The 18,630-nt window shown below is 73.9% G+C and carries 18 protein-coding genes and 1 tRNA gene; 6 read left to right on the plus strand and 13 right to left on the minus strand.

The annotated features are described in order from the left end of the window. Positions 1-41: 41 nt before the first annotated feature. Both ABT093_RS04200 and ABT093_RS04205 read right to left on the minus strand, forming a co-directional pair. The gene (locus ABT093_RS04200) at positions 42-1,811 is read right to left on the minus strand and encodes an LCP family protein (RefSeq protein WP_350560179.1); all 1,770 of its coding nucleotides are present in this window, start codon (positions 1,809-1,811) and stop codon (positions 42-44) included. A gap of 289 nt (positions 1,812-2,100) precedes the next feature. Continuing rightward, positions 2,101-2,173 (minus strand) — tRNA-Lys (locus tag ABT093_RS04205). Between the two features lie 429 nt (positions 2,174-2,602). Here ABT093_RS04205 and ABT093_RS04210 point away from each other — a divergent pair. The 6 genes from ABT093_RS04210 to ABT093_RS04235 all read left to right on the plus strand — a co-directional run bounded on the left by ABT093_RS04210 (position 2,603) and on the right by ABT093_RS04235 (position 8,987). Continuing rightward, positions 2,603-3,514, plus strand: a complete 912-nt coding sequence (locus ABT093_RS04210; RefSeq protein ID WP_350560181.1) for an aromatic prenyltransferase — start codon at positions 2,603-2,605, stop codon at positions 3,512-3,514. A 90-nt stretch (positions 3,515-3,604) separates the two neighbouring features. Continuing rightward, complete coding sequence (mvk, locus tag ABT093_RS04215; protein WP_350560183.1) at positions 3,605-4,642, plus strand: mevalonate kinase; 1,038 nt, start codon at positions 3,605-3,607, stop codon at positions 4,640-4,642. Continuing rightward, on the plus strand, positions 4,632-5,711 hold the full coding sequence (gene mvaD / locus ABT093_RS04220) for a diphosphomevalonate decarboxylase (RefSeq protein ID WP_350560185.1): 1,080 nt from the start codon (positions 4,632-4,634) through the stop codon (positions 5,709-5,711). Before mvk ends, mvaD begins: the two co-directional genes overlap by 11 nt. Further along, positions 5,708-6,847, plus strand: coding sequence for a phosphomevalonate kinase (locus tag ABT093_RS04225; RefSeq protein WP_350560187.1), 1,140 nt, complete (start codon positions 5,708-5,710; stop codon positions 6,845-6,847). Before mvaD ends, ABT093_RS04225 begins: the two co-directional genes overlap by 4 nt. Next, on the plus strand, positions 6,844-7,929 hold the full coding sequence (fni, locus tag ABT093_RS04230; RefSeq protein ID WP_350560189.1) for a type 2 isopentenyl-diphosphate Delta-isomerase: 1,086 nt from the start codon (positions 6,844-6,846) through the stop codon (positions 7,927-7,929). The genes ABT093_RS04225 and fni overlap by 4 nt, the downstream gene beginning before the upstream one ends. Further along, entirely contained in the window at positions 7,926-8,987 is a 1,062-nt protein-coding gene (locus ABT093_RS04235; protein WP_350560191.1) for a hydroxymethylglutaryl-coenzyme A reductase family protein, read from the plus strand. Before fni ends, ABT093_RS04235 begins: the two co-directional genes overlap by 4 nt. Positions 8,988-9,084: 97 nt before the next feature. Here the strand turns inward: ABT093_RS04235 and ABT093_RS04240 are convergent, their stop codons facing one another. The 11 genes from ABT093_RS04240 to ABT093_RS04290 form a co-directional block, all read right to left on the minus strand. Then, on the minus strand, positions 9,085-9,240 hold the full coding sequence (locus tag ABT093_RS04240) for a hypothetical protein (protein ID WP_350560193.1): 156 nt from the start codon (positions 9,238-9,240) through the stop codon (positions 9,085-9,087). 23 nt (positions 9,241-9,263) lie between these two features. Further along, complete coding sequence (locus ABT093_RS04245; RefSeq protein WP_350560195.1) at positions 9,264-9,887, minus strand: hypothetical protein; 624 nt, start codon at positions 9,885-9,887, stop codon at positions 9,264-9,266. A gap of 51 nt (positions 9,888-9,938) precedes the next feature. Continuing rightward, on the minus strand, positions 9,939-10,421 hold the full coding sequence (locus ABT093_RS04250; RefSeq protein ID WP_350560197.1) for a PhzA/PhzB family protein: 483 nt from the start codon (positions 10,419-10,421) through the stop codon (positions 9,939-9,941). Positions 10,422-10,473: 52 nt separating this feature from the next. Continuing rightward, complete coding sequence (phzG, locus tag ABT093_RS04255) at positions 10,474-11,127, minus strand: phenazine biosynthesis FMN-dependent oxidase PhzG (RefSeq protein WP_350560199.1); 654 nt, start codon at positions 11,125-11,127, stop codon at positions 10,474-10,476. Then, positions 11,120-11,956 (minus strand): PhzF family phenazine biosynthesis isomerase, encoded by an 837-nt coding sequence (locus tag ABT093_RS04260; RefSeq protein WP_350560201.1) that lies wholly within the window; start codon positions 11,954-11,956, stop codon positions 11,120-11,122. The genes phzG and ABT093_RS04260 overlap by 8 nt, the downstream gene beginning before the upstream one ends. A gap of 138 nt (positions 11,957-12,094) precedes the next feature. Beyond that, entirely contained in the window at positions 12,095-14,044 is a 1,950-nt protein-coding gene (locus ABT093_RS04265) for an anthranilate synthase family protein (RefSeq protein WP_350560203.1), read from the minus strand. Beyond that, entirely contained in the window at positions 14,041-14,664 is a 624-nt protein-coding gene (locus tag ABT093_RS04270; RefSeq protein WP_350560205.1) for an isochorismatase family protein, read from the minus strand. The genes ABT093_RS04265 and ABT093_RS04270 overlap by 4 nt, the downstream gene beginning before the upstream one ends. A gap of 97 nt (positions 14,665-14,761) precedes the next feature. Next, positions 14,762-15,937, minus strand: a complete 1,176-nt coding sequence (locus ABT093_RS04275) for a 3-deoxy-7-phosphoheptulonate synthase (RefSeq protein ID WP_350560207.1) — start codon at positions 15,935-15,937, stop codon at positions 14,762-14,764. 36 nt (positions 15,938-15,973) lie between these two features. Further along, a complete protein-coding gene (locus ABT093_RS04280; RefSeq protein WP_350560209.1) occupies positions 15,974-16,462 on the minus strand; it encodes a PhzA/PhzB family protein in 489 nt (162 codons plus the stop codon). A gap of 303 nt (positions 16,463-16,765) precedes the next feature. Beyond that, entirely contained in the window at positions 16,766-18,061 is a 1,296-nt protein-coding gene (locus ABT093_RS04285) for an NAD(P)/FAD-dependent oxidoreductase (protein WP_350560211.1), read from the minus strand. Continuing rightward, positions 18,061-18,384, minus strand: coding sequence for a 2Fe-2S iron-sulfur cluster-binding protein (locus tag ABT093_RS04290; protein ID WP_350560213.1), 324 nt, complete (start codon positions 18,382-18,384; stop codon positions 18,061-18,063). Before ABT093_RS04290 ends, ABT093_RS04285 begins: the two co-directional genes overlap by 1 nt. Between the last annotated feature and the right edge of the window lie 246 nt (positions 18,385-18,630).

Here is an 18,630-nt window from a genome sequence, read left to right on the forward strand (position 1 = left end):
GGCACGGGCCCGGGAGCGGCGCGCCCCGGGAAGCCCGGCCCTCAGCCCCCGGAACCGTAGGTGGTGTTGTCGCAGATGTTGTCGTCGGCCGAACGGGCGTCGGCGGTGACCGTGGTGGGCAGCGGGGCGGGCGTGGCCGGGGTGGACGGGGCCGCCGAGGCGCTGCCGGCGGCGCCCGCCGCGCCGTTGGCCGCCGCGAAGTCCTTGCCGACGATCACCGTGACGCCCGGCGAGGTGCCGGGCTCGACGATCGCGCCGGGGAACACCGCGGCGACCTTCTCGGCGTTCGCCTTCTGCCCCGAGCCGTACTGGACCATCGTGGTCGTGTACTTGGTGTTGTCCGCCCGGCCCACCGCGGTGGCGGTGAACTTGGCCGCCTTGAGCTGCTCGGCCGCCTTGCCGGCCATGCCGACAGCCGTGGTGCCGGTGTAGACGGACACCCTGATGCTCTTGTTGGCGGTGTCGGTCGCGAACGGGGAGGCGGGCGTCGTCGCGGCGGTGGTGGTGGCCGGCGCGGCCGGACCGGTCGGCGCGGCGGTCTCCGGGGGCTGCTCACCGGTGGCGTTCTGGCCGTCGATGGTGCGATCGGCCTTGAGGGTGTCGAAGAGCTTCTGGGCGTCTGCCTGGACGATGTCGAGGTCCTTGTCCTGGGTGCGGAAACGCCAGGGCAGGGTGATGAACTTGAGGTCGTGCAGGTCGATGTTGCGCAGCGACAGGCCGAAGGACATCAGCTTGTCGGCGCTGTCGAGGCCGGGGTCGACGGTCAGCGACTTGGTCGCGGCATCGGCCAGCGGCAGCAGGTTGGTCGGGCTGAGGCCCTGCTTCTTGATCTTGGAGGCCAGCGAGCTGATGAAGGCCTGCTGGCGCTTCATCCGTCCGATGTCGGAGCCGTCGCCGATGCCGTGCCGCAGCCGGACGTAGTCCAGCGCCTGCTGGCCCTGCACCTTCTGCGGGCCCTTCTTCAGCACCACCGCGCCCTTCGCGGGCAGCTTGTCGTTGAGGTCCTTCTCGTGGATGTCCTCCGGCAGGCAGATGTCGACGCCGTCGACCGCCTTGGTCATCGCCGCGAAGCCCTGGAAGTCGATCACGATGGTGTGGTCGACCCGGATGCCGGTGAGCTTCTCCACGGTGTTCTGGGTGCAGGCGGGGTTGCCGTCATCGCTCCCGCCGGTGGAGAAGGCCGCGTTGAAGAGCTGACTGGCCTCCCCCTTGGTCCACTTGCCGCTGGGCAGCTTGCACGGCGGGATGGCCACCTTCGCGTTGCGCGGGATGGAGATGCCGACGGCGTGCTTGTGGTCGGCGTAGACGTGCAGCAGGATCGTGGTGTCCGAGCGGGCGCCGCCGTCCTCGCCACCGCCGAGGTCGGAGTTGTTCTTGCCCCGGCTGTCGGAGCCGATCAGCAGCACGTTGACCGGCTTGTTGCCGTCCGCGTCGGCCTGCGCCTCCGGCGGGCGGTCGGTGGCTATCGCGTCCGGGTCGAAGGACTTGATGTTGCCGTTCAGCTTGTAGTAGATAAGCCCGCCGGTACCCGCCAGCAGGACCAGCACACCGGCGGCGGACCAGGCGACGATCTTCTTGGCGCCCCACTTGGGCTTGCGCGCCGCCGCCCTGGCCGCGGCCCGGCCGACGGGCGCCGCCGGGGGCGGCGGGCCCTGGGTACCGCCCGCCCTGCCCTGGGCGGCCCGGCGGGCCTCGGCCCGGCCGCCCGGCCGCGGTGGGGGCACCGCGGCGGTGTTCGCGCCGTCGGCCGCGGGCGCACCGGGCGCGTCGTCACCGCGGGACGGACCCTCGCTCCGCCGCTGACCTGACATGCGTGTACCTTTCACCGCCGGACCCCGCGCCCCCCTACGTCCGGACGCGTTGCACACAGAGAGACGGCCGAGGCCTGCCCGGGGTTGCACGTACGACGGTCGCAATAACCGACGAACGCCCCCGGAACACCCTCCCCCACGGCCCTCGCAGTGGACCCGTCGTCCCCCAACAGATCCGCTTCGGATCATACAAACCGATGATCCAGCTGAATCGTTCCGCGCCGAACGGGCGTTCCGGGAACGGCGAAGGCCCGGGGCGGAGGTGGTCCGGCCCGGGCCTTCGTGTCGGTGGGGCGCCAGGGGCTCGAACCCTGAACCTACGGATTAAAAGTCCGCTGCTCTACCCATTGAGCTAGCACCCCGACACCGTGGACATCATGCCAGACCGGGCCGTCCGGTGCGGCCGAATACGGACCGGCGGACAAGGCCGCGGACGGGCCGGCGGGCCGGTTCGCGGGGCGCCGCGGGCGGGTGTGACCCGGGCCACTTTTCCGGGGGGCTTGGCCCGCCGCCGGACACGTGTCACTATTCCTGCACGCCCACCCTGCCCAAAACCCGTTCCGGGAGCGGGGGTTGAGTGTCGAAGCCGCCGGTCCGCGCAGGTCGGACCAGGTCCGCGGCCGACACGCGTACCGGTTCCCCCTTCGGTAGCCCGTCACCCGCCCGAGCCGCGGCGTGCACGGGGGAACGACCGCGCACGCGCCGCGCCCCGCACATCCGCTCCCGCGCACGACCCGCGACGCGCCGCGCCATCCGCACACGCACGCCACGACCGGACAGCTGGAGGAAGAATGTCGGAGAACGCCTTCCTGGAGAAGTTCTACGCGGCCATCGAGGGCACCGCCCGCGTGGTGGACGTGCCCTTCGAACGCGGGACGGTCCAGCCGGTCCTGACCGCCTACCAGGACGTGCTGGAGGAGGCGGTGATCTCCTTCCGGGTGCAGAACAGCCCGCGCGGCGCCGATGACCTCGACTGCCGCTTCACCATGCTCCCCCGGGGCCTCGACCCGTACGCCGTCGCGCTGGCGAACGGCCTGACCGAGCCGACCGACCACCCCGTCGGCCGGCTGCTGGCCGAGGTGCACGGCGAGCTGCCGATCGACAGCTGCGGCGTGGACTTCGGGGTCCGCGCCGGGTTCACCAAGGCCTGGTCCTTCCCCACCGTCGAGCGGCTGCTGACGGTCCGCGAGGTGATGGCGCTGCCCTCCGCGCCGCCGAGCATCGCCGCCCACCTCGACGTCTTCGACCGCTACGGACTGTCCGGCATCGTCAGCACGGTCGGCATCGACTACGGCAGCCGGACGGTCAACCTCTACTTCGGCGGCGGCGCCTCCGGCCGGGTGCCGCGGGAGACCTTCGCTCCCGAGGGCGTGCGCGCGATGCTCGGCGACCTCGGCCTGCCCGCGCCCAGCGACGAGCTGCTGGCCTTCAACGAGAAGGCGTTCGTCATGTACGCCACCCTGAGCTGGGACGCCCCGGAGGTCTCCCGGATCACCTACTCGGTGATGACGCCCGAGCCGCTGACGCTGCCGGTCACCGTCGCCCCGCAGATCGTGCGGCTGGTGAAGGACGCCCCGTACAGCACCGAGGGCCGCAACTTCGTCTACGGCGTCACGGTCACGCCCAAGGGCGAGTACCACAAGATCCAGTCGTACTACCAGTGGCGCCGGCCGGTCGAGAAGATGCTGGTCGCCGAGAAGTAGGACGCGCCGGCGGTGGCGGGCCCGCGCCGGGACGGCGAAGGGCCCGCCACCGGACCCCTTCCTTCCGCGAACCCTGGATGAGCGATCTCCATGCAGAAACGACACGGGGAGCTGAGTTCGTTGTCCCCACCCGCCGCAGCCGGGGGGCTGCCGGAGCGGCGCGGCAGCCGGCCGGTCGGCACCGGCCGGGCCCGGGCCAAGGCCATCGTGCTGGGCGAGCACGCGGTGGTCTACGGGGCCCCGGCGCTCGCCCTCCCGCTCCCGCAGCTGACCGTCACGGCCACCGCCGGGTTCTCCGCGCGGTCGCCCGCCGGCCCCGACGGCTTCTCCCTCACCGTCACCGGCGACGGGGAACGGCCGAAGGCCGCCCGGGCCTCCGACGGACTGCGCCGGCTGACCGCCGGGTTCCGGGCCGTCATGGGCCTGCCCGACACCCCGCGCCTCGACGTGATCATCGACTGCGCGATCCCGCTCGGCCGCGGGCTCGGCTCCAGCGCGGCCTGCGCGCGGGCCGTGGTCCACGCGCTGGCCGACCTCTTCGGGCGCGAGGTGACGCCGCAGCTGGCCTTCGACCTGGTGCAGACGGCCGAGAAGGTGGCACACGGACGGGCCAGCGGCGTCGACGCGGCGGCCGTCGGCGCGACGGCCCCGCTGCTGTTCCGGGCCGGCCGGGCCGAGGAGCCGGCGATCGGCTGCGAGGGCCTGTTCATCGTCGCGGACAGCGGCGTCGCGGGCCGCACCAGGGACGCCGTCGAGCTGCTGCGCCGCGGCTTCGAGGAGCGCCCGGGCAGCCGGGAGGCCTTCGTGTCCCGGGCCACCGAACTGACCGGCACGGCCCGGCTGGCGCTCGCCGAGGGCCGGCCGGAGGAGCTCGGCGCGCAGCTCACCGAGTACCACGGACTGCTGCGCGCGGGCGGCCTGAGCACCGACCGGATCGACGCGATGGTCGGGGCCGCGCTCGCCGGCGGCGCCCTCGGCGCCAAGATCACCGGCGGCGGGATGGGCGGCTGCGTGATCGCGCTGGCCCGCGCGGAGCGGGCGGCCGGGGTCACCGCCCGGCTGCTGGCGGCCGGCGCCGTGCGGACCTGGTCCGTGCCGCTGGGGAAGCAGGCCGGCCATGGACGCTGAGCAGCCGGTCACCGTGCCCGGCCACCCGCCCGCCGCCGGGGACGCCACCGCCGTCGCGCACCCGAACATCGCGCTGGTCAAGTACTGGGGCAAGCGGGACGAGCGGCTGGTGCTGCCGTGGACCGACAGCCTCTCGCTGACCCTGGACGTCTTCCCGACCACCACCCGGGTCCGGCTCGCCCCCGACGCCGGGCAGGACACGGTCACCCTCGACGGGGTGCCCCTGACGGGCGAGCCGCGGCGCCGGGTGACCGCCTTCCTGGACCTGGTCCGCGAGCGCGCCGCGCTGCCGCTGCGGGCCGTCGTGGAGACCAGGAACACCGTGCCCACCGGCGCCGGACTGGCCTCCTCCGCCAGCGGGTTCGCCGCGCTGGCCACCGCCGCCGGCGCCGCGTACGGGCTGGGCCTGGACGCCACCGGGCTGTCCCGGCTGGCCCGGCGCGGCTCCGGCTCGGCCGCGCGGTCGGTCTTCGGCGGCTTCGCGCTCTGGTACGCGGGGCGGCCCGGCCACGGCCCGGACCCCGACCTCGGCTCCTACGCCGAGCCGCTGCCGGTACCGGTGCGCGCGCTGGACCCGGCGCTGGTGGTGGCGGTGGTCGACGCCGGGCCCAAGGCGGTGTCCAGCCGGGAGGCGATGCGCCGCACCGTCGAGACCTCGCCGCTGTACCGGCCCTGGGCCGCCTCCAGCCAGGCCGACCTGACCGAGATGCGGGAGGCGCTGCGCCGGGCCGACCTCGACGCGGTGGGCGAGATCGCCGAGCGCAACGCGCTCGGGATGCACGCCACGATGCTGGCGGCCCGGCCCGCGGTGCGCTACCTGTCGGCGGCCACGCTGACCGTGCTGGACGCCGTACTGGAGCTGCGCCGCGCCGGGGTGACGGCGTACGCGACGATGGACGCCGGGCCGAACGTCAAGGTGCTCTGCCGGGGCGCGGACGCCGGGCGGGTGGCCGCGCTGGTGCGCGGGGCGGTCGGCACCGGCGCGGTGCACGTCGCCGGCCCGGGGCCGGGCGCCCGGCTGCTGGGCCCGGACGCGCGCACGGGCACCGGCACCTGGCCGGACGCATGACCGGCGGCCGCCCGCCGGTGGTGCGCAGCGCGCCGGGCAAGCTGTTCGTCGCGGGCGAGTACGCGGTGGTGGAGCCGGGCGGCCCGGCGATCCTGGTCGCGGTGGACCGCCGGCTCACCGTCACCGTCACCGAACCCGCCGCCGGCCCCGAGGTGGTGCTCTCCTCCGACCTCACCGCCGCACCGGTGCGCTGGCGGTGGCGCGGCGGCCGGCTCGACCCGGTCGGCGCGGCGGACCCGGCGCGGGCCCGCCGCGAGCTGGCCCGTGTCGTCGCCGCGGTCGAGACGGTCGCCCGGCTGCTGGCCGAACACGGCCGCCCGGCCCCCGAGGTGGACGTCTCGGTCGGCAGCCGGCTGCACGAGAACGGCGTCAAGCTCGGCCTCGGGTCGAGCGGCGCGGTGACCGTGGCCACCGTCGCCGCGGTGGCCGCGTACGCCGGCCTGTCGCTCCCGGCCGAACAGCGGTACCGGCTGGCCCTGTTGGCCTCGGCCGGGCTCGACCCCGGGGGCTCCGGCGGCGACCTCGCCGCGGCCACCTGGGGCGGCTGGATCGCCTACCGGTCGCCCGACCGGACCGCCGTGCTCGAACTCGCCCGCCGCCGAGGCGTGGCCGAGGCGCTGGCGGCGCCCTGGCCGGGCTTCGCGGTGCGCCGGCTGCCGCCGGTCCCCGGCCTGGCCCTGGAGGTCGGCTGGACCGGCACCCCGGCCTCCACCGCCGACCTGGTGGCCGGGCTGCGGCGGCGCGGCCCTCACGGCACCCCCGCCCACCGGCGGTACTCGGCCGCCGCCGGGGAGTGCGTCCGGGCCGCCGCCGAGGCGATCGAACACGGCGACCGGCCGGGCCTGCTGGAGCAGATCCGGCGCGCCCGGCGGGAGCTGGCCCGGCTCGACGACGCGCTCGGGCTCGGCGTCTTCACCCCCGCCCTGACGGCCCTGTGCGACGCCGCCGAGGCCGTGGGCGGCGCGGCCAAGCCCTCGGGCGCGGGCGGCGGCGACTGCGGCATCGCCCTGTTGGACACCGCGGGCCACGGGCCCGCCTCGGCACCGCCGTCCATCGACCAGCTACGGGAGCGGTGGGCCGCGGCCGGGGTGCGACCCCTGGGCCTGCGACCCGCCCCGGAAGGGAACGAGGAATGATCTCTCAGCGCAAGGACGACCACGTCCGGCTCGCGGTCGAGCAGCAGCACGGCCACATCGGGCGCAACCAGTTCGACGAGGTGACGTTCGTCCACCACGCCCTGGCCGGGATCGACCGGCCCCAGGTGTCCCTGGCCACCGGCTTCGCCGGCCTCTCCTGGCCGGTCCCGCTGTACGTCAACGCGATGACCGGCGGCAGCGAGATGACCGGCCGGATCAACCGCGACCTCGCGATCGCGGCCCGGCAGACCGGCGTGCCGATCGCCTCCGGCTCGATGAGCGCGTACTTCAAGGACGAGTCCTGCGCCGGCACCTTCAGCGTGCTGCGCGAGGAGAACCCGGACGGCTTCGTGCTGGCCAACATCAACGCCACCGCCTCGGTGGAGAACGCCCGGCGCGCCGTCGACCTGCTGCGGGCCGACGCCCTGCAGATCCACGTCAACACCGTCCAGGAGACGGTCATGCCGGAGGGCGACCGCTCGTTCTCCGCCTGGGTGCCGCGGATCGGCGAGATCGCGGCCGGCGTGGACGTCCCGGTCATCGTCAAGGAGGTCGGCTTCGGACTCAGCCGGGAGAGCGTCCTGACGCTGCGCGAGCTGGGCGTGCGGGTGGCCGACCTCGGCGGCCGCGGCGGCACCGACTTCGCCCGGATCGAGAACGGCCGGCGCGACCTGCGCGACTACACCTTCCTGGAGGGCTGGGGCCTGTCCACCGCCGCCTGCCTGCTGGACGCGCAGGGCGTGGACCTGCCCGTGCTGGCCTCCGGCGGCGTGCGCCACCCGCTCGACGTGGCCCGCGCGCTGGCGCTCGGCGCCCGGGCCGTCGGGGCGTCCGGCACCTTCCTGCGCACCCTGATGGACGAGGGCGTGGACGCGCTGATCGCCCGGATCGCCACCTGGCTCGACCAGTTGGCGGCGCTGATGACCATGCTCGGCGCGGCCACGCCGGCCGACCTCACCCGCCGCGACCTGCTGATCCAGGGCTCCCTGCGCGAGTTCTGCGCCGACCGCGGCATCGACACCGCGCGGTTCGCCCGGCGCTCCGCCGCCACGGCCGACGACCTCACCGGAGGCACCCGATGACCGACCAGCACGCCGTCGCCGGCGTCCCGATGCGCTGGGTGGGACCGGTGCGCATCTCGGGCAACGTCGCCACCACCGAGACGCACGTCCCGCTGGCCACCTACGAGTCCCCGCTGTGGCCCTCGGTGGGCCGGGGCGCGAAGGTCTCCATGCTCGCCGAGCGCGGCATCGTCGCGACCCTGGTGGACGAGCGGATGACCCGCTCGGTGCTGGTCGAGGCGACCGACGCGCAGACCGCGCTGGCCGCCGCCCGCAGCATCGGGGCACGCTTCGAGGAGCTGAAGGAGGTGGTGCGCGGCTGCAGCCGGTTCGCCGAACTCGTCGGCGTGCGGCACGAGATCAACGCCGACCTGCTGTTCGTCCGGTTCGAGTTCACCACCGGCGACGCCTCCGGGCACAACATGGCGACGCTCGCCTCCGACGCGCTGCTGCAGCACCTGCTGCGGACCGTCCCGGGGATCTCCTACGGCTCGATCTCGGGCAACTACTGCACGGACAAGAAGGCGACCGCCGTCAACGGCATCCTGGGGCGCGGCAAGAACGTCGTCACCGAGCTGCTGGTGCCGCGCGAGGTGGTCACCGGGGTGCTGCGCACCACGGCGGCGCGGGTGGCCCGGCTGAACGTCCGCAAGAACCTGCTGGGCACCCTGCTGGCCGGCGGCATCCGCTCGGCCAACGCCCACTTCGCGAACATGCTGCTCGGCTTCTACCTGGCCACCGGCCAGGACGCGGCCAACATCGTCGAGGGCTCGCAGGGCGTGGTGATGGCCGAGGACCGCGACGGGGACCTGTACTTCGCCTGCACCCTGCCGAACCTGATCGTCGGCACGGTGGGCAACGGCAAGGGGCTCGCCTTCGTGGAGAGCAACCTGGAGCGGCTCGGCTGCCGGGCCGAGCGCGAACCCGGCGAGAACGCCCGCCGGCTGGCCGTCATCGCGGCGGCGACCGTGCTGTGCGGCGAGCTCTCGCTGCTCGCGGCGCAGACCAACCCGGGCGAGCTGATGCGCGCCCACGTCCACCTGGAACGCGGCGACGCGACGGAGAAGGTCGGGGTCTAGTCTCCGCACGGAGCACCCGCGGATCCGTTGACGGGCGGTGTTGCCGCCCGCCCGGCAGCGGATCCGCGGGGTCGTCGGTCAGCGGCCGGCGGCCGCCTCAGGCCTGCCGGCGCAGGGCGATCGCGGTGAGTTCCTCGATGTCGAACTCCGAGCGGCCCGGCGTGCCGTAGCGGGTGATCTTCCCCCGGCTGACCCACTTGCGGATGGTCGCCTCCGAGACGCCCGCGGCAAGCGCGGCGACGTTCGTCGGCACCAGCCGGTGGCGGGGCGGGCGGCTCAGACCGCCGCCCTGCGCCGCTGGTCCATGAGATGCCGGAGCGTGAGCCATTCGCGTATCCCCCATGAGTGTCCGGACGAGCAGCCGATACTGGTCCGTCCTCCGGTGTGGTGCTGCGGTGAGGCGTCGATCGTGCCCGGGCAGCCGTCCACCACGCAGTCCCGGGCGGGTGCGGGGCGGACGGCCTCCTCGGGGTCGATCGCGTCGAGCAGTCCGACCCGCAGGTCCTCGATCTCGTCGGCGAACTCGGCGGCCGGCGGCTGCGCGGCGAGCCAGTCCAGGTGGCGGCCGAGGAACCTCGCCAGGTGCGGCACGGAGCGAACCACCGCGGCGGTGCCGAGCCGTTCGGCGGCGAAGCGCGACCAGGACTCCAGGATCGCCACGATGTCGTTGCGGGCGTCGATCGCCGCCGGGTTCAGCCGGTCCCGGCGGCGGCTGCCCGACACCTTGGTCGGGTTGCGCCGCCGGGGCTGCGACTGGATGTGGTGCAGGCACTCCCGGTGCAGCTCCGGAAGCGCCCGCAGGGTGCGTTCCAGCTGTCCGATGCACGGGGCGCAGAGGACGGAACCGGCGGCGGCGGGGACCGCCCCTGCGTGGTTCCGGGGACACGGGTGGAACTCCATCGAATCTCCTTGGTGCGTGCGTGCGACACCCGGATTCCCTTGGCCGGCCGGTCAGTCGGTGGGAATCCAGTCCCGCCGGATGTGCGGGGTCTCGATGCCGAGCGACTTCATGTGCTCGATCGGGTTGGTGTACTCGCGGCTGGCGGCGATGAGGCCGTCGCGCAGTGTGAAGCCGTGGATGAAGTGGTTGCGGTAGCGGCCCTCGGGATAGCCGGGGAAGCGGATGGTGCCCTCGCCGTCGCACTCGACCATGATCAGGTCCGGGTCCTGGGTCTCGTAGAGGCGGACGCCGGACCACTGCCAGTCGGGCAGGACCTGGAGCGAGAGCTCGTTGTGGCGCTTCAGCTTCTCGCGGCCGGTGACCACGATGGGCCGGCCGATGTCGGTGTAGAAGAGGGCGGCGGTGCCGTCCTCGGTGTAGAGGGTGTAGCGGCGCAGCCGGGCCTGCGGTCCGGTCTCCAGGTACCGCTCGACGGCCCGGCGGTTGCGGGCGCGCAGGTCGTGGTGGTCGGTGAAGATCTGTGGCGAGGTCATGACATCTCCGGGAGCGTGGGGCGGGTCGGCGCGGCCGGCGGCCGCGCGGGGATCAGGGCTGGAGCCGGCTGATCGCCCAGCCGTCGGCGGTGCGGTCGTAGCACAGCCGCTCGTGCAGCCGGTCGGTGCCGTCGGCCCAGAACTCCAGGACGTCCGGCACCAGTTCGAAGGCGGTGTAGGAGGCGGGCCGGGGCAGCGGCTGCCCCGGGCGGCCGAGCTCCAGGGCCTTGGCGCGGATCTCCTCGAAGTGGTCGAGGTCCTCCACCGGCGCGCTCTGCCGGGAGACCGTGGTCATCGGGTGGGTGAACACCGCCCGGGCGGCCCACAGCTCCTCGGCGGTGGCGTCCGGCAGCCGCCGCACCGGCCCGGCCAGGACGATCTGCTGGCTGGTCTCCCGCCAGTACAGGACGCCGGACGCCCAGGGGTTCTCCGCCAGCTCCCGGCCCTTGCGGCTGCCGGCGTGGGTGGCGAAGACGATCCCCCGCTCGGTGATCCGGTTGATCACCAGGATCCGGGACGAACTGCGGCCCCGGGCGTCGGCGGTGGCGAGGGCGAGCGCGCGCGGCTCCCGCACCCCGTGCCCGGCCGCGGCGGCCAGCCAGGAGTTCAGCAGGCCCATCGGCTCGGCCGGCGGGGTGCGGAACTCCGGGAAGTCGATCGCGACCGTCCCGGTCAGCGACTCGGAACGCCTCGGCCGGTCAGACATGCAGGACTCCTTCGATGGTGACGACCCCGTGGCCCGAGACCTCGACGCTGTCGACGCGGTCGCCCTCGCCGTGCACCAGGGCGCCCATCGGCGAGGGACGGCCGATCTCGACGCCCTGGGTGATCTCGATGCGCTGCCCGTAGGCACCGAGACCGTGGCGGGCCACGTGGATGGCGATCGGGCCGGCGGCGGAGCCGGTCGCGGCGTCCTCCACCACCCCGTAGGCGGGCGAGAACATCCGGTTGCGCCAGACCGTCCCGGAACCGGCGATGCAGTTGGTCGCCATGTCCGGGAACCGGGCCAGCGCGCGGTGGTCCGGGTCCACCTTGGACAGCGCCTCGACGCTCTCGAAGCCGACCAGGACGTGCCGCGGACCGTTGCGGTAGATCTCCACCGGGAGCGTGGACCCGCTGACGCCCAGCGCCCACAGCAGCTCCTCGGTCCGGTCGAAGGGCTCCCAGACCGGCACCGGCTGGCGCATGCTGGTCGCGACGGTCCGCCCGCCCTCCCGCTCCAGCTCGAACGGGATGACGCCCATCGCGGTCTCGATCCGCAGCGCGGCGGCCTCGGTGCGCTCGCCCAGGGCGATCGCCGTGCCGAGCAACGGGTGCCCCGCGAAGGGCAGTTCGTTCACCGGGGTGAAGATCCGCACAAGGTGGTCCCCGCCCTGCCGGGGGGTGAGGACGAAGGTGGTCTCCGAGAGGTTCATCTCCCGGGCGATGCGCTGCATCTGGTCGGCCGACAGGTCGTCGGCCCCGAAGAAAACCGCCACCGGGTTGCCGGTGAGCGGCCGGCGCGCGAAGGCGTCGACGACGACGTACTGGTGCATGGGTCCTCCCACTCGTCGTTGGGAATGCGGGTGCGGCGCCGCGCCGGCCGGGCACGGCACGGCGCGCGGCGGGCAGGGGGGAGCCGGGCCGGCGCGTACGGGGGGGGGAAGCGCCGGCCCGGCGGTCTCGCGGGCGGGTCAGGCCGGGTCGGGGACCCGCGCCGGGCCGAGCAGTCCGGACAGGGCGGTGGCCACGATCCGCGGCCCCTCCCGGGTCAGGACCGACTCGGGGTGGAACTGGAGCGAGGCGAAGCCGGGCCCGCGCAGCGCGTGCACCTCGCCGGTGGCCGCCTCCCGGCTGACCCGGACCGGCCCGAGGCCGTCCGCGGCGAACTCGTCCGCCGGGCTCACCAGGGCGAAGGTGTTGTAGAAGCCGACCCGTTCGGGCGAGCCGAAGAGGTCGATCTCCTTCTGCACGCCCTGGTTGGGCACCGTCCGGCGGCGGATCGGCAGCCCGAGCCGCAGCCCGAGCACCTGGTGGCTGAGGCAGACCGCGAGGAACGGCCGGCGCTCCGCCAGCAGCGTGTCGACCGCGCCGCGCAGGTGGCGCATCCTGGGGTGCGCGGCCTCCCGCGGGTCGCCCGGCCCGGGGCCCAGCACCACCAGGTCGTGGCCCTCGAAGGCGTACTCCTCGTCGAACCGGCGGACCGTGACGCGCAGGCCCAGGGAGCGCAGTTCCTGGTCGATCATCGAGGTGAAGGTGTCCTCCGCGTCGACCACCAGGACGCTGCGCCCGGCGAGTCCGGGCGGGGCCGAGGCACGGGCCTCGGTGTCGGCGAGCCAGAAGCCGGCGATCGAGTCGTTGCGCGACTCCAGGGCGCGGAGCACGCTCGGATGGTCGGCGAAACGATTCCGTACGTCCCCGTCGAGTGCGGCGACCAGCCCGGCCGCCTTGGCCCTGGTCTCGGCCGCCTCCGAGGCCGGGTCGGAGTGCCGCACGATGGTGGCGCCCACCCCGATGCCGATCCGCCCCCGCGGGGTGATGTCCGCGGTGCGGATGAGGATCGCGGAGTCCATCACCCGCTCCCCCGCCGCGTCCCGGCCGATCAGCGCGGCGACGCCGCTGTAGTAGCCGCGGCCGCCCGGCTCGTACCGGTGGATGATCCGGCAGGCGCTCTCCACCGGGCTGCCCGTCACGGTGGGGGCGAACATCGTCTCCCGCAGGATGTCCCGCACGTCGCGGTCGGTGCGGCCCTCGATGAGGTACTCGGTGTGCGCGACCCGGGCCATCTCCTTGAGGTACGGGCCGACCACCCGGCCGCCCGTCCCGCAGATCCGGCCCATCATCTTGAGCTCCTCGTCGAGCACCATGTACAGCTCGTCGGTCTCCTTGCGGTCGCCGAGGAACTCCAGCACCCCCGACAGGGTCGGCCCGGACGGCGGGTAGCGGTAGGTGCCGCTGATCGGGTTCATCACCGCCGTGCCGCCCCGGAGGCTGACGTGCCGTTCCGGCGAGGCGCCGACCAGGGTGCGGCCGCCGGTGTGGACCAGGAAGGTCCAGTAGGCGCCGGTCTCCCGCTCCAGCAGCCGGCGGAACAGCGCGGGCGCGCTGAGCGGCCCGTAGTCGGTGATGTCGGCGACGAAGGTGCGGCGGATGACGAAGTTCGCCCCCTCGCCGGTGCCGATCGTCTCCTCGACGATCCGGCGCACCACCTCGCCGTACGCCTCGTCGCCGACGTCGAACGCGCCGCCGGCCAGCGGCGTCGGCACGTCCGGCAGCCGGACCAGCGCCTGGGCGAGCGGCACCCGCTGCTGGCCGGTGACGGTCATCGCCACCAGCGGCGTCCCGTCGTCGGCGGCCTCGAAACCGCGCTCGGCGAGCTGCCGGTAGGGCACCACCACGAGCACCTCGTGCCGCTCTCCGCTGCCCGGCCGCGGGGCCGGGGGCAGCGGGATGTCCGCCAGCGCGGCGGGCAGGGCGACCGAGCCGGTCAGCACCTCCACCACCGGGCCGCCGCCGTCGGCGCCGGCGGCAGCGGTGCCCGGCCGGTGCAGCAGGGCGAAGGCCTCCGCACGGCCCGCCAGCACCTCGTGGAGCAGGTCGGGGCCGCTCTCGTGACCGGGGGCCCCGGACAGGCCGACCGTCATGCGAACAGCCCCTCGACGGTGGTGACCCGGGCGCAGCGCTCGGCGGCGTAGGTGAGCGCCGAGCGGTGGTACTCCGGCGAGAAGTCGGCGGTGGCGTCCGCGACGAAGAACACCTGGATGTCGTTGGTGAAGGCCTCGACGGCGGTGGCCAGCACGCCCACGTGGGCGTAGACGCCGCAGAGCACGAGCTGGTCGCGGCCGGCGTCGCGCATCCGCCGCAGCAGGTCGGTGCGGAAGAACGCGCTGTAGCGCCACTTGGTGAGCAGCCAGTCCTGCTCGGCGGGCGCCAGGGCGTCCACCACCTGGCGGTCCTCCGGGGCGGGGCGCATGCCCGGGCCCCAGAAGTCCTTGAGGAGCCCGCGCTGTTCGTCGGTCATGCCGCCCGGCTGGGCGGTGTAGGCGACCGGGATGCCCCGGGCGGCGCAGCGGTCGCGCAGCCGCGCCGCGTTGCGCACCAGCTGGTCGCGGGTGCTCTCCGGGATCGGGGCGAGGAAGTAGCGCTGCATGTCGTGGACGAGCAGGACCGCGCGGTGCGGCTCGGCGGTCCAGGACACGACGGCCGGCGGCAGGTCGCCCTCGGCCGGTAACGGGTACGACGGGATGGGGGGTATGCCGGTCATGGCTCCGGTTCTCTGCCTGGTGCGAGGGTGGGTGTGGGGCGCGGAGCGGGGCGGCGTGGTGCCGCGGTGATGGGGGGCCGTGGTGCGGCGGACCGGGTCAGGCGGTCCAGGAGGACACCACGGCGACGGCCTGGCCCGGGTTGAGGCGGGGGTCGCAGCGGGAGGTGTAGCGCTCGCCGACGGAGCCGAGGTCGGCCTCGGTGGACGCGCACTCGGTGACGTCGTCCGGGGTGGTCTCCAGGTGCAGTCCGCCGGCCACGCCGCCGGCGCCGCGCACCGCCTCGACGAACCGGGCGACCTCCAGCGCGACGGTCTCCACCAGGCGGGTCTTGAGTCCCCCGGGGGCCGCGAAGGTGTTGCCGTGCACGGGGTCGCTGAGCCAGACCACGGGGTGGCCGGCGCCGCGGACGGCGTCGACGAGTTTCGGCAGGCGGTCCGCGACGGCCTCGGCGCCCATCCGGGCGATCAGGGTGAGGCGGCCGGGGTCGCGCCAGGGGTCGAGCTTCTCACAGAGGGCGAGCAGCTCGTCCGGTTCCACGGTGGGGCCGACCTTGCAGGCCACCGGGTTGGCGACCTGGGCGAGCAGGGCCACGTGGGCGCCCTCGACCTGGCGGGTGCGCTCGCCGATCCACGGCCAGTGGGTCGAGCCGAGGAACAGCCGGCCCTTGTCGTCGACGCGCAGCATCGGCGTCTCGTAGTCGAGCAGCAGCGCCTCGTGGCTGGTCCACACCAGGGGCTCGACCACGTCGCGGCCGGCCGCGCGGTCGCGCCAGCCGAGGTGCTCGACGATGTCACCGGCCGCCATGTAGCCGGTGAGGATGCGCAGCGGGTCGGGCCGGCGGGCCTCCGGGTCCGGCTCCGGCCCGTTCACCATGTGCCCCCGGAAGACCGGGAGTTCGATCCCGTCGACGACTTCGGTGGGCCTGGAGCGGGGCTTGGCGAACTGTCCCGCGATACGGCCCGCGCGGATGACGGGCTGACCGGTTCGCAGACCGAGCGTCCCGGCGAGCAGGTCGAGCAGCGCGGTCTTTCGCGCCACATGTTGACGTGTACATTCCTGAGGATCCTCGGCACAGTCCCCCGACTGGAGCACCAGCGCTTCGCCGGCCGCCACTTTTCCCAGCAGGGTGCGCAAGGTCGCCAGCTCGTCCGGCTGGACCAGGGCGGGACGCGAGGCCAGCGCCTCGCCCACCCGGCTGACCTGGAGGAGGTCGCTCCATTCGGGTTGATGCAAAGCCCCGCGGATGCGAATCTCCCGTATGACGTCTTCCACGACGCACTCCGATCCGGCGGTGGTTCTCTGGAATTGTCAGGTGGGTATTCCGGTGCGCTTGATCTCCGGCACCGGAATCCCGAGCGCGCGCAGCTGCCGGAACGGGTTCATGAACTCCCGCTGCAGCTTTATCAGCCCGTTCTCCATTTCGAAGGAATGGATGAAGTGGTTCTCGTACCAACCGTCCGGGTAGTCGCCGAAGAGGATCTTCCCGCGGCCGTCGCACTCCACCCAGAAACGGTTCGGGTCCTGGGTCTCGAAGATCTCGATGTTGTACCACTCCCAGTCCGGGAAGCACTTCAGCGACCAGACGGCGTGCTCGCCCAGGCGGTCCCGGCCGCGGGTGGCCACCGGGGAGCCGGTGTCGGTGGTCCACAGGCCGCCGACGCCGTCCTCGGTGAACAGCTCGTGCCGGCGCAGCCGGTCCTGGCCGAGGGTGTGCATGTACCGCTCGACGGTGGCCCGGTTGAGGCGGCGCAGCGCGGCCTCGCCGGTGAATCCCTGCGGGCTGGCGGATTCGGGCACGGTGGTATCCCCTGTTTGTTATTCGGGTGAGTGAATGAGCAAGCAAGCGATCTTGTTGAATCCTGCCTCACCGGCAGATGCTTCCGCAACAGCCACCTATGAACTAACTGTGAAGGTTCGATCGCCGGAACACCGGCCCGGGGGTGGCCGAAAACCGTCCGGCATTAAATGACGTTTGTTCTTCTGCTTCACCTTTGAAAGGCGTGGGGCCGGTGGTGTTCGGAATCCGGTATTCCCGTTGTCCGGCGCCCGCCCCGCGGTGCGGCGGGGCGGGCGCCGGCCTGCGGGCAAGGTCCTGGCCGGTCAGCCCACCGGTACCTCGGTGCCGCCGCGGTGGCTCGCCAGGTGGCCGCGGAGGGTGAAACCGGGGGCGGTGGCATCGACCGGATCCAGCACCACGCCTCGGTCAAGGAGCCGCCGGGCCGCCAGGTGGTCGGCCGGCCGGTTCACCGACTCCACCGCCTGCAGTTCACCGGCGCGGAACAGCAGCACCGAGAAGGCGTCCGGGTCGTCGCCGAGCACCACCTCGGTGTCGTGGCCCTCGTTCAGGCCGGCGATCTGCACGGTGGTGGCGAACTGGTCGCTCCAGAACCACGGCAGTTCGCGGTAGCCGCCGGCCGTGCCGGTCAGCCGGGCGGCCACCGCCTCGGCGTGGCCGACGGCGTTCTGCACCGACTCCAGCCGCAGCAGGTTGCCCGAGCGCACCTGGGGGAACGCCGCGCAGTCGCCGATCGCCGAGATGTGCGGGTCACCGGTCAGCAGCCGGGAGTCGACGACGATGCCGCCGCTCACCCGCAGCCCGGCCTCGGCCGCGAGACCGGTGCGCGGGACCACGCCGATGCCGGCCAGCACCAGGTCGGCCTCCAGGCTGTCGCCGTCGGCCAGTTCCACCACCGCGACCCGGCCGTACTCGTCGCCGTGCAGGGCGGCGACCCTCCGGCCGAACAGCAGCCGGGTGCCCTCACGGCGGTGCAGCCGGGTGAAGTGCTCGGCGGTACGGGCCGAGACCGCCCGGGCGAGCGGGCGGTCCAGGGCCTCGACCACCGTCACCTCGCAGCCGGCCCGCCGCGCGGCGGCGGCGAACTCCAGGCCGATGAACCCGGCGCCCACCACCACCGCGTGCCGGGCGGCGCCGAGCGAGGACCGCAGGGCGGCGGCGTCCCGGGCGGTGCGCAGCGTGTGCACGCCGTCCAGCCCGGCCCCCGGCACGGCGAGCGTGCGCGGGGTGGCCCCGGTGGCCAGCACCAGGTGGTCGTAGCCGTACACCGAGCCGTCGGCGAGCCGGACCGTGCGGGCGTCCGGGTCGAGCGCCGTCACCGAGCCCGCGACCAGCTCGATCGACCGGCGCGCGTAGTAGCTCACCGGCCGCAGCCACAGCTGGGTCTCGTCCGCCTCCCCGTGCAGGTAGGCCTTGGACAACGGAGGTCTCTCGTAGGGGAGTTCGTCCTCGTCGTCGATCAGCACCAGCCTTCCCCGGTAGCCGCGTTCGCGCAGCGAGGCGGCCGTCTGGTAGCCGCCCTGGCCGGCTCCGACGACGACCACCGACGCGGGGTGGCCGGGCCCGGGACGCTCCGACGCGGGGCCGGTGGCGTAGGCCATCACCTCTGCCGCTCGGGGAGGTGGACGATCAGGCCGTCCAGGGCCTCGGTCACCGTGAGCTGGCAGCTGAGCCGGCTGTTGGGCCGGCGCTCGCAGGCGGTGAAGTCCAGCATGTCGTCCTCGTCCTCCCGGATCGGCTCCGGCTTGTCGAGCGTCGACTCGTCGACGTAGACGTGGCAGGTGGCGCACTGGAGGTTGCCGCCGCACTGGGCGACGATGCCGTCCACGTCGTTGAAGACGGCACCGCGCATGACGCTGGTGCCGACCGGGACGTCGATGGTGCGCTCCGTCGTGTCGACGGCGACGTAGGTGATCTTGGGCATGACGGGACTCCTCGATGGTGCCCGGGCGTGCGCGAGGCGCGCCGGAAACGCGGGCACCGGTCACGTGACGAAGGGGTGGCAGGACGGCTGCCGGTGGGTGGCTCAGAGGGCGTCTCCCCCGCCAACCCGCCTTCTCCTACCGACCGTTCGGACACGCGACGCCCTCGGTCGGGAACACGGCAGCGCGTTCGAGCGTAGCAAAGGACCCAGGGGCGCGCCAGGATCGATCATCCGCGCCCCGGGCAC

The organism is Kitasatospora sp. NPDC002551, assembly GCF_040296005.1.
Classification (GTDB): Bacteria; Actinomycetota; Actinomycetes; order Streptomycetales; family Streptomycetaceae; genus Kitasatospora.

Coding starts and splice junctions, on each gene's coding strand:
- ABT093_RS04260 (WP_350560201.1), bottom strand. CDS start 11,956: ATGCACCAGTACGTCGTCGTCGACGCCTTCGCGCGCCGGCCGCTCACC.
- ABT093_RS04285 (WP_350560211.1), bottom strand. CDS start 18,061: ATGGCCTACGCCACCGGCCCCGCGTCGGAGCGTCCCGGGCCCGGCCAC.
- ABT093_RS04270 (WP_350560205.1), bottom strand. CDS start 14,664: ATGACCGGCATACCCCCCATCCCGTCGTACCCGTTACCGGCCGAGGGC.
- ABT093_RS04225 (WP_350560187.1), top strand. CDS start 5,708: ATGACCGGCGGCCGCCCGCCGGTGGTGCGCAGCGCGCCGGGCAAGCTG.
- ABT093_RS04245 (WP_350560195.1), bottom strand. CDS start 9,887: ATGGAGTTCCACCCGTGTCCCCGGAACCACGCAGGGGCGGTCCCCGCC.
- ABT093_RS04290 (WP_350560213.1), bottom strand. CDS start 18,384: ATGCCCAAGATCACCTACGTCGCCGTCGACACGACGGAGCGCACCATC.
- ABT093_RS04265 (WP_350560203.1), bottom strand. CDS start 14,044: ATGACGGTCGGCCTGTCCGGGGCCCCCGGTCACGAGAGCGGCCCCGAC.
- mvk (WP_350560183.1), top strand. CDS start 3,605: ATGCAGAAACGACACGGGGAGCTGAGTTCGTTGTCCCCACCCGCCGCA.
- phzG (WP_350560199.1), bottom strand. CDS start 11,127: ATGTCTGACCGGCCGAGGCGTTCCGAGTCGCTGACCGGGACGGTCGCG.
- fni (WP_350560189.1), top strand. CDS start 6,844: ATGATCTCTCAGCGCAAGGACGACCACGTCCGGCTCGCGGTCGAGCAG.
- ABT093_RS04200 (WP_350560179.1), bottom strand. CDS start 1,811: ATGTCAGGTCAGCGGCGGAGCGAGGGTCCGTCCCGCGGTGACGACGCG.
- ABT093_RS04250 (WP_350560197.1), bottom strand. CDS start 10,421: ATGACCTCGCCACAGATCTTCACCGACCACCACGACCTGCGCGCCCGC.
- ABT093_RS04235 (WP_350560191.1), top strand. CDS start 7,926: ATGACCGACCAGCACGCCGTCGCCGGCGTCCCGATGCGCTGGGTGGGA.
- ABT093_RS04210 (WP_350560181.1), top strand. CDS start 2,603: ATGTCGGAGAACGCCTTCCTGGAGAAGTTCTACGCGGCCATCGAGGGC.
- mvaD (WP_350560185.1), top strand. CDS start 4,632: ATGGACGCTGAGCAGCCGGTCACCGTGCCCGGCCACCCGCCCGCCGCC.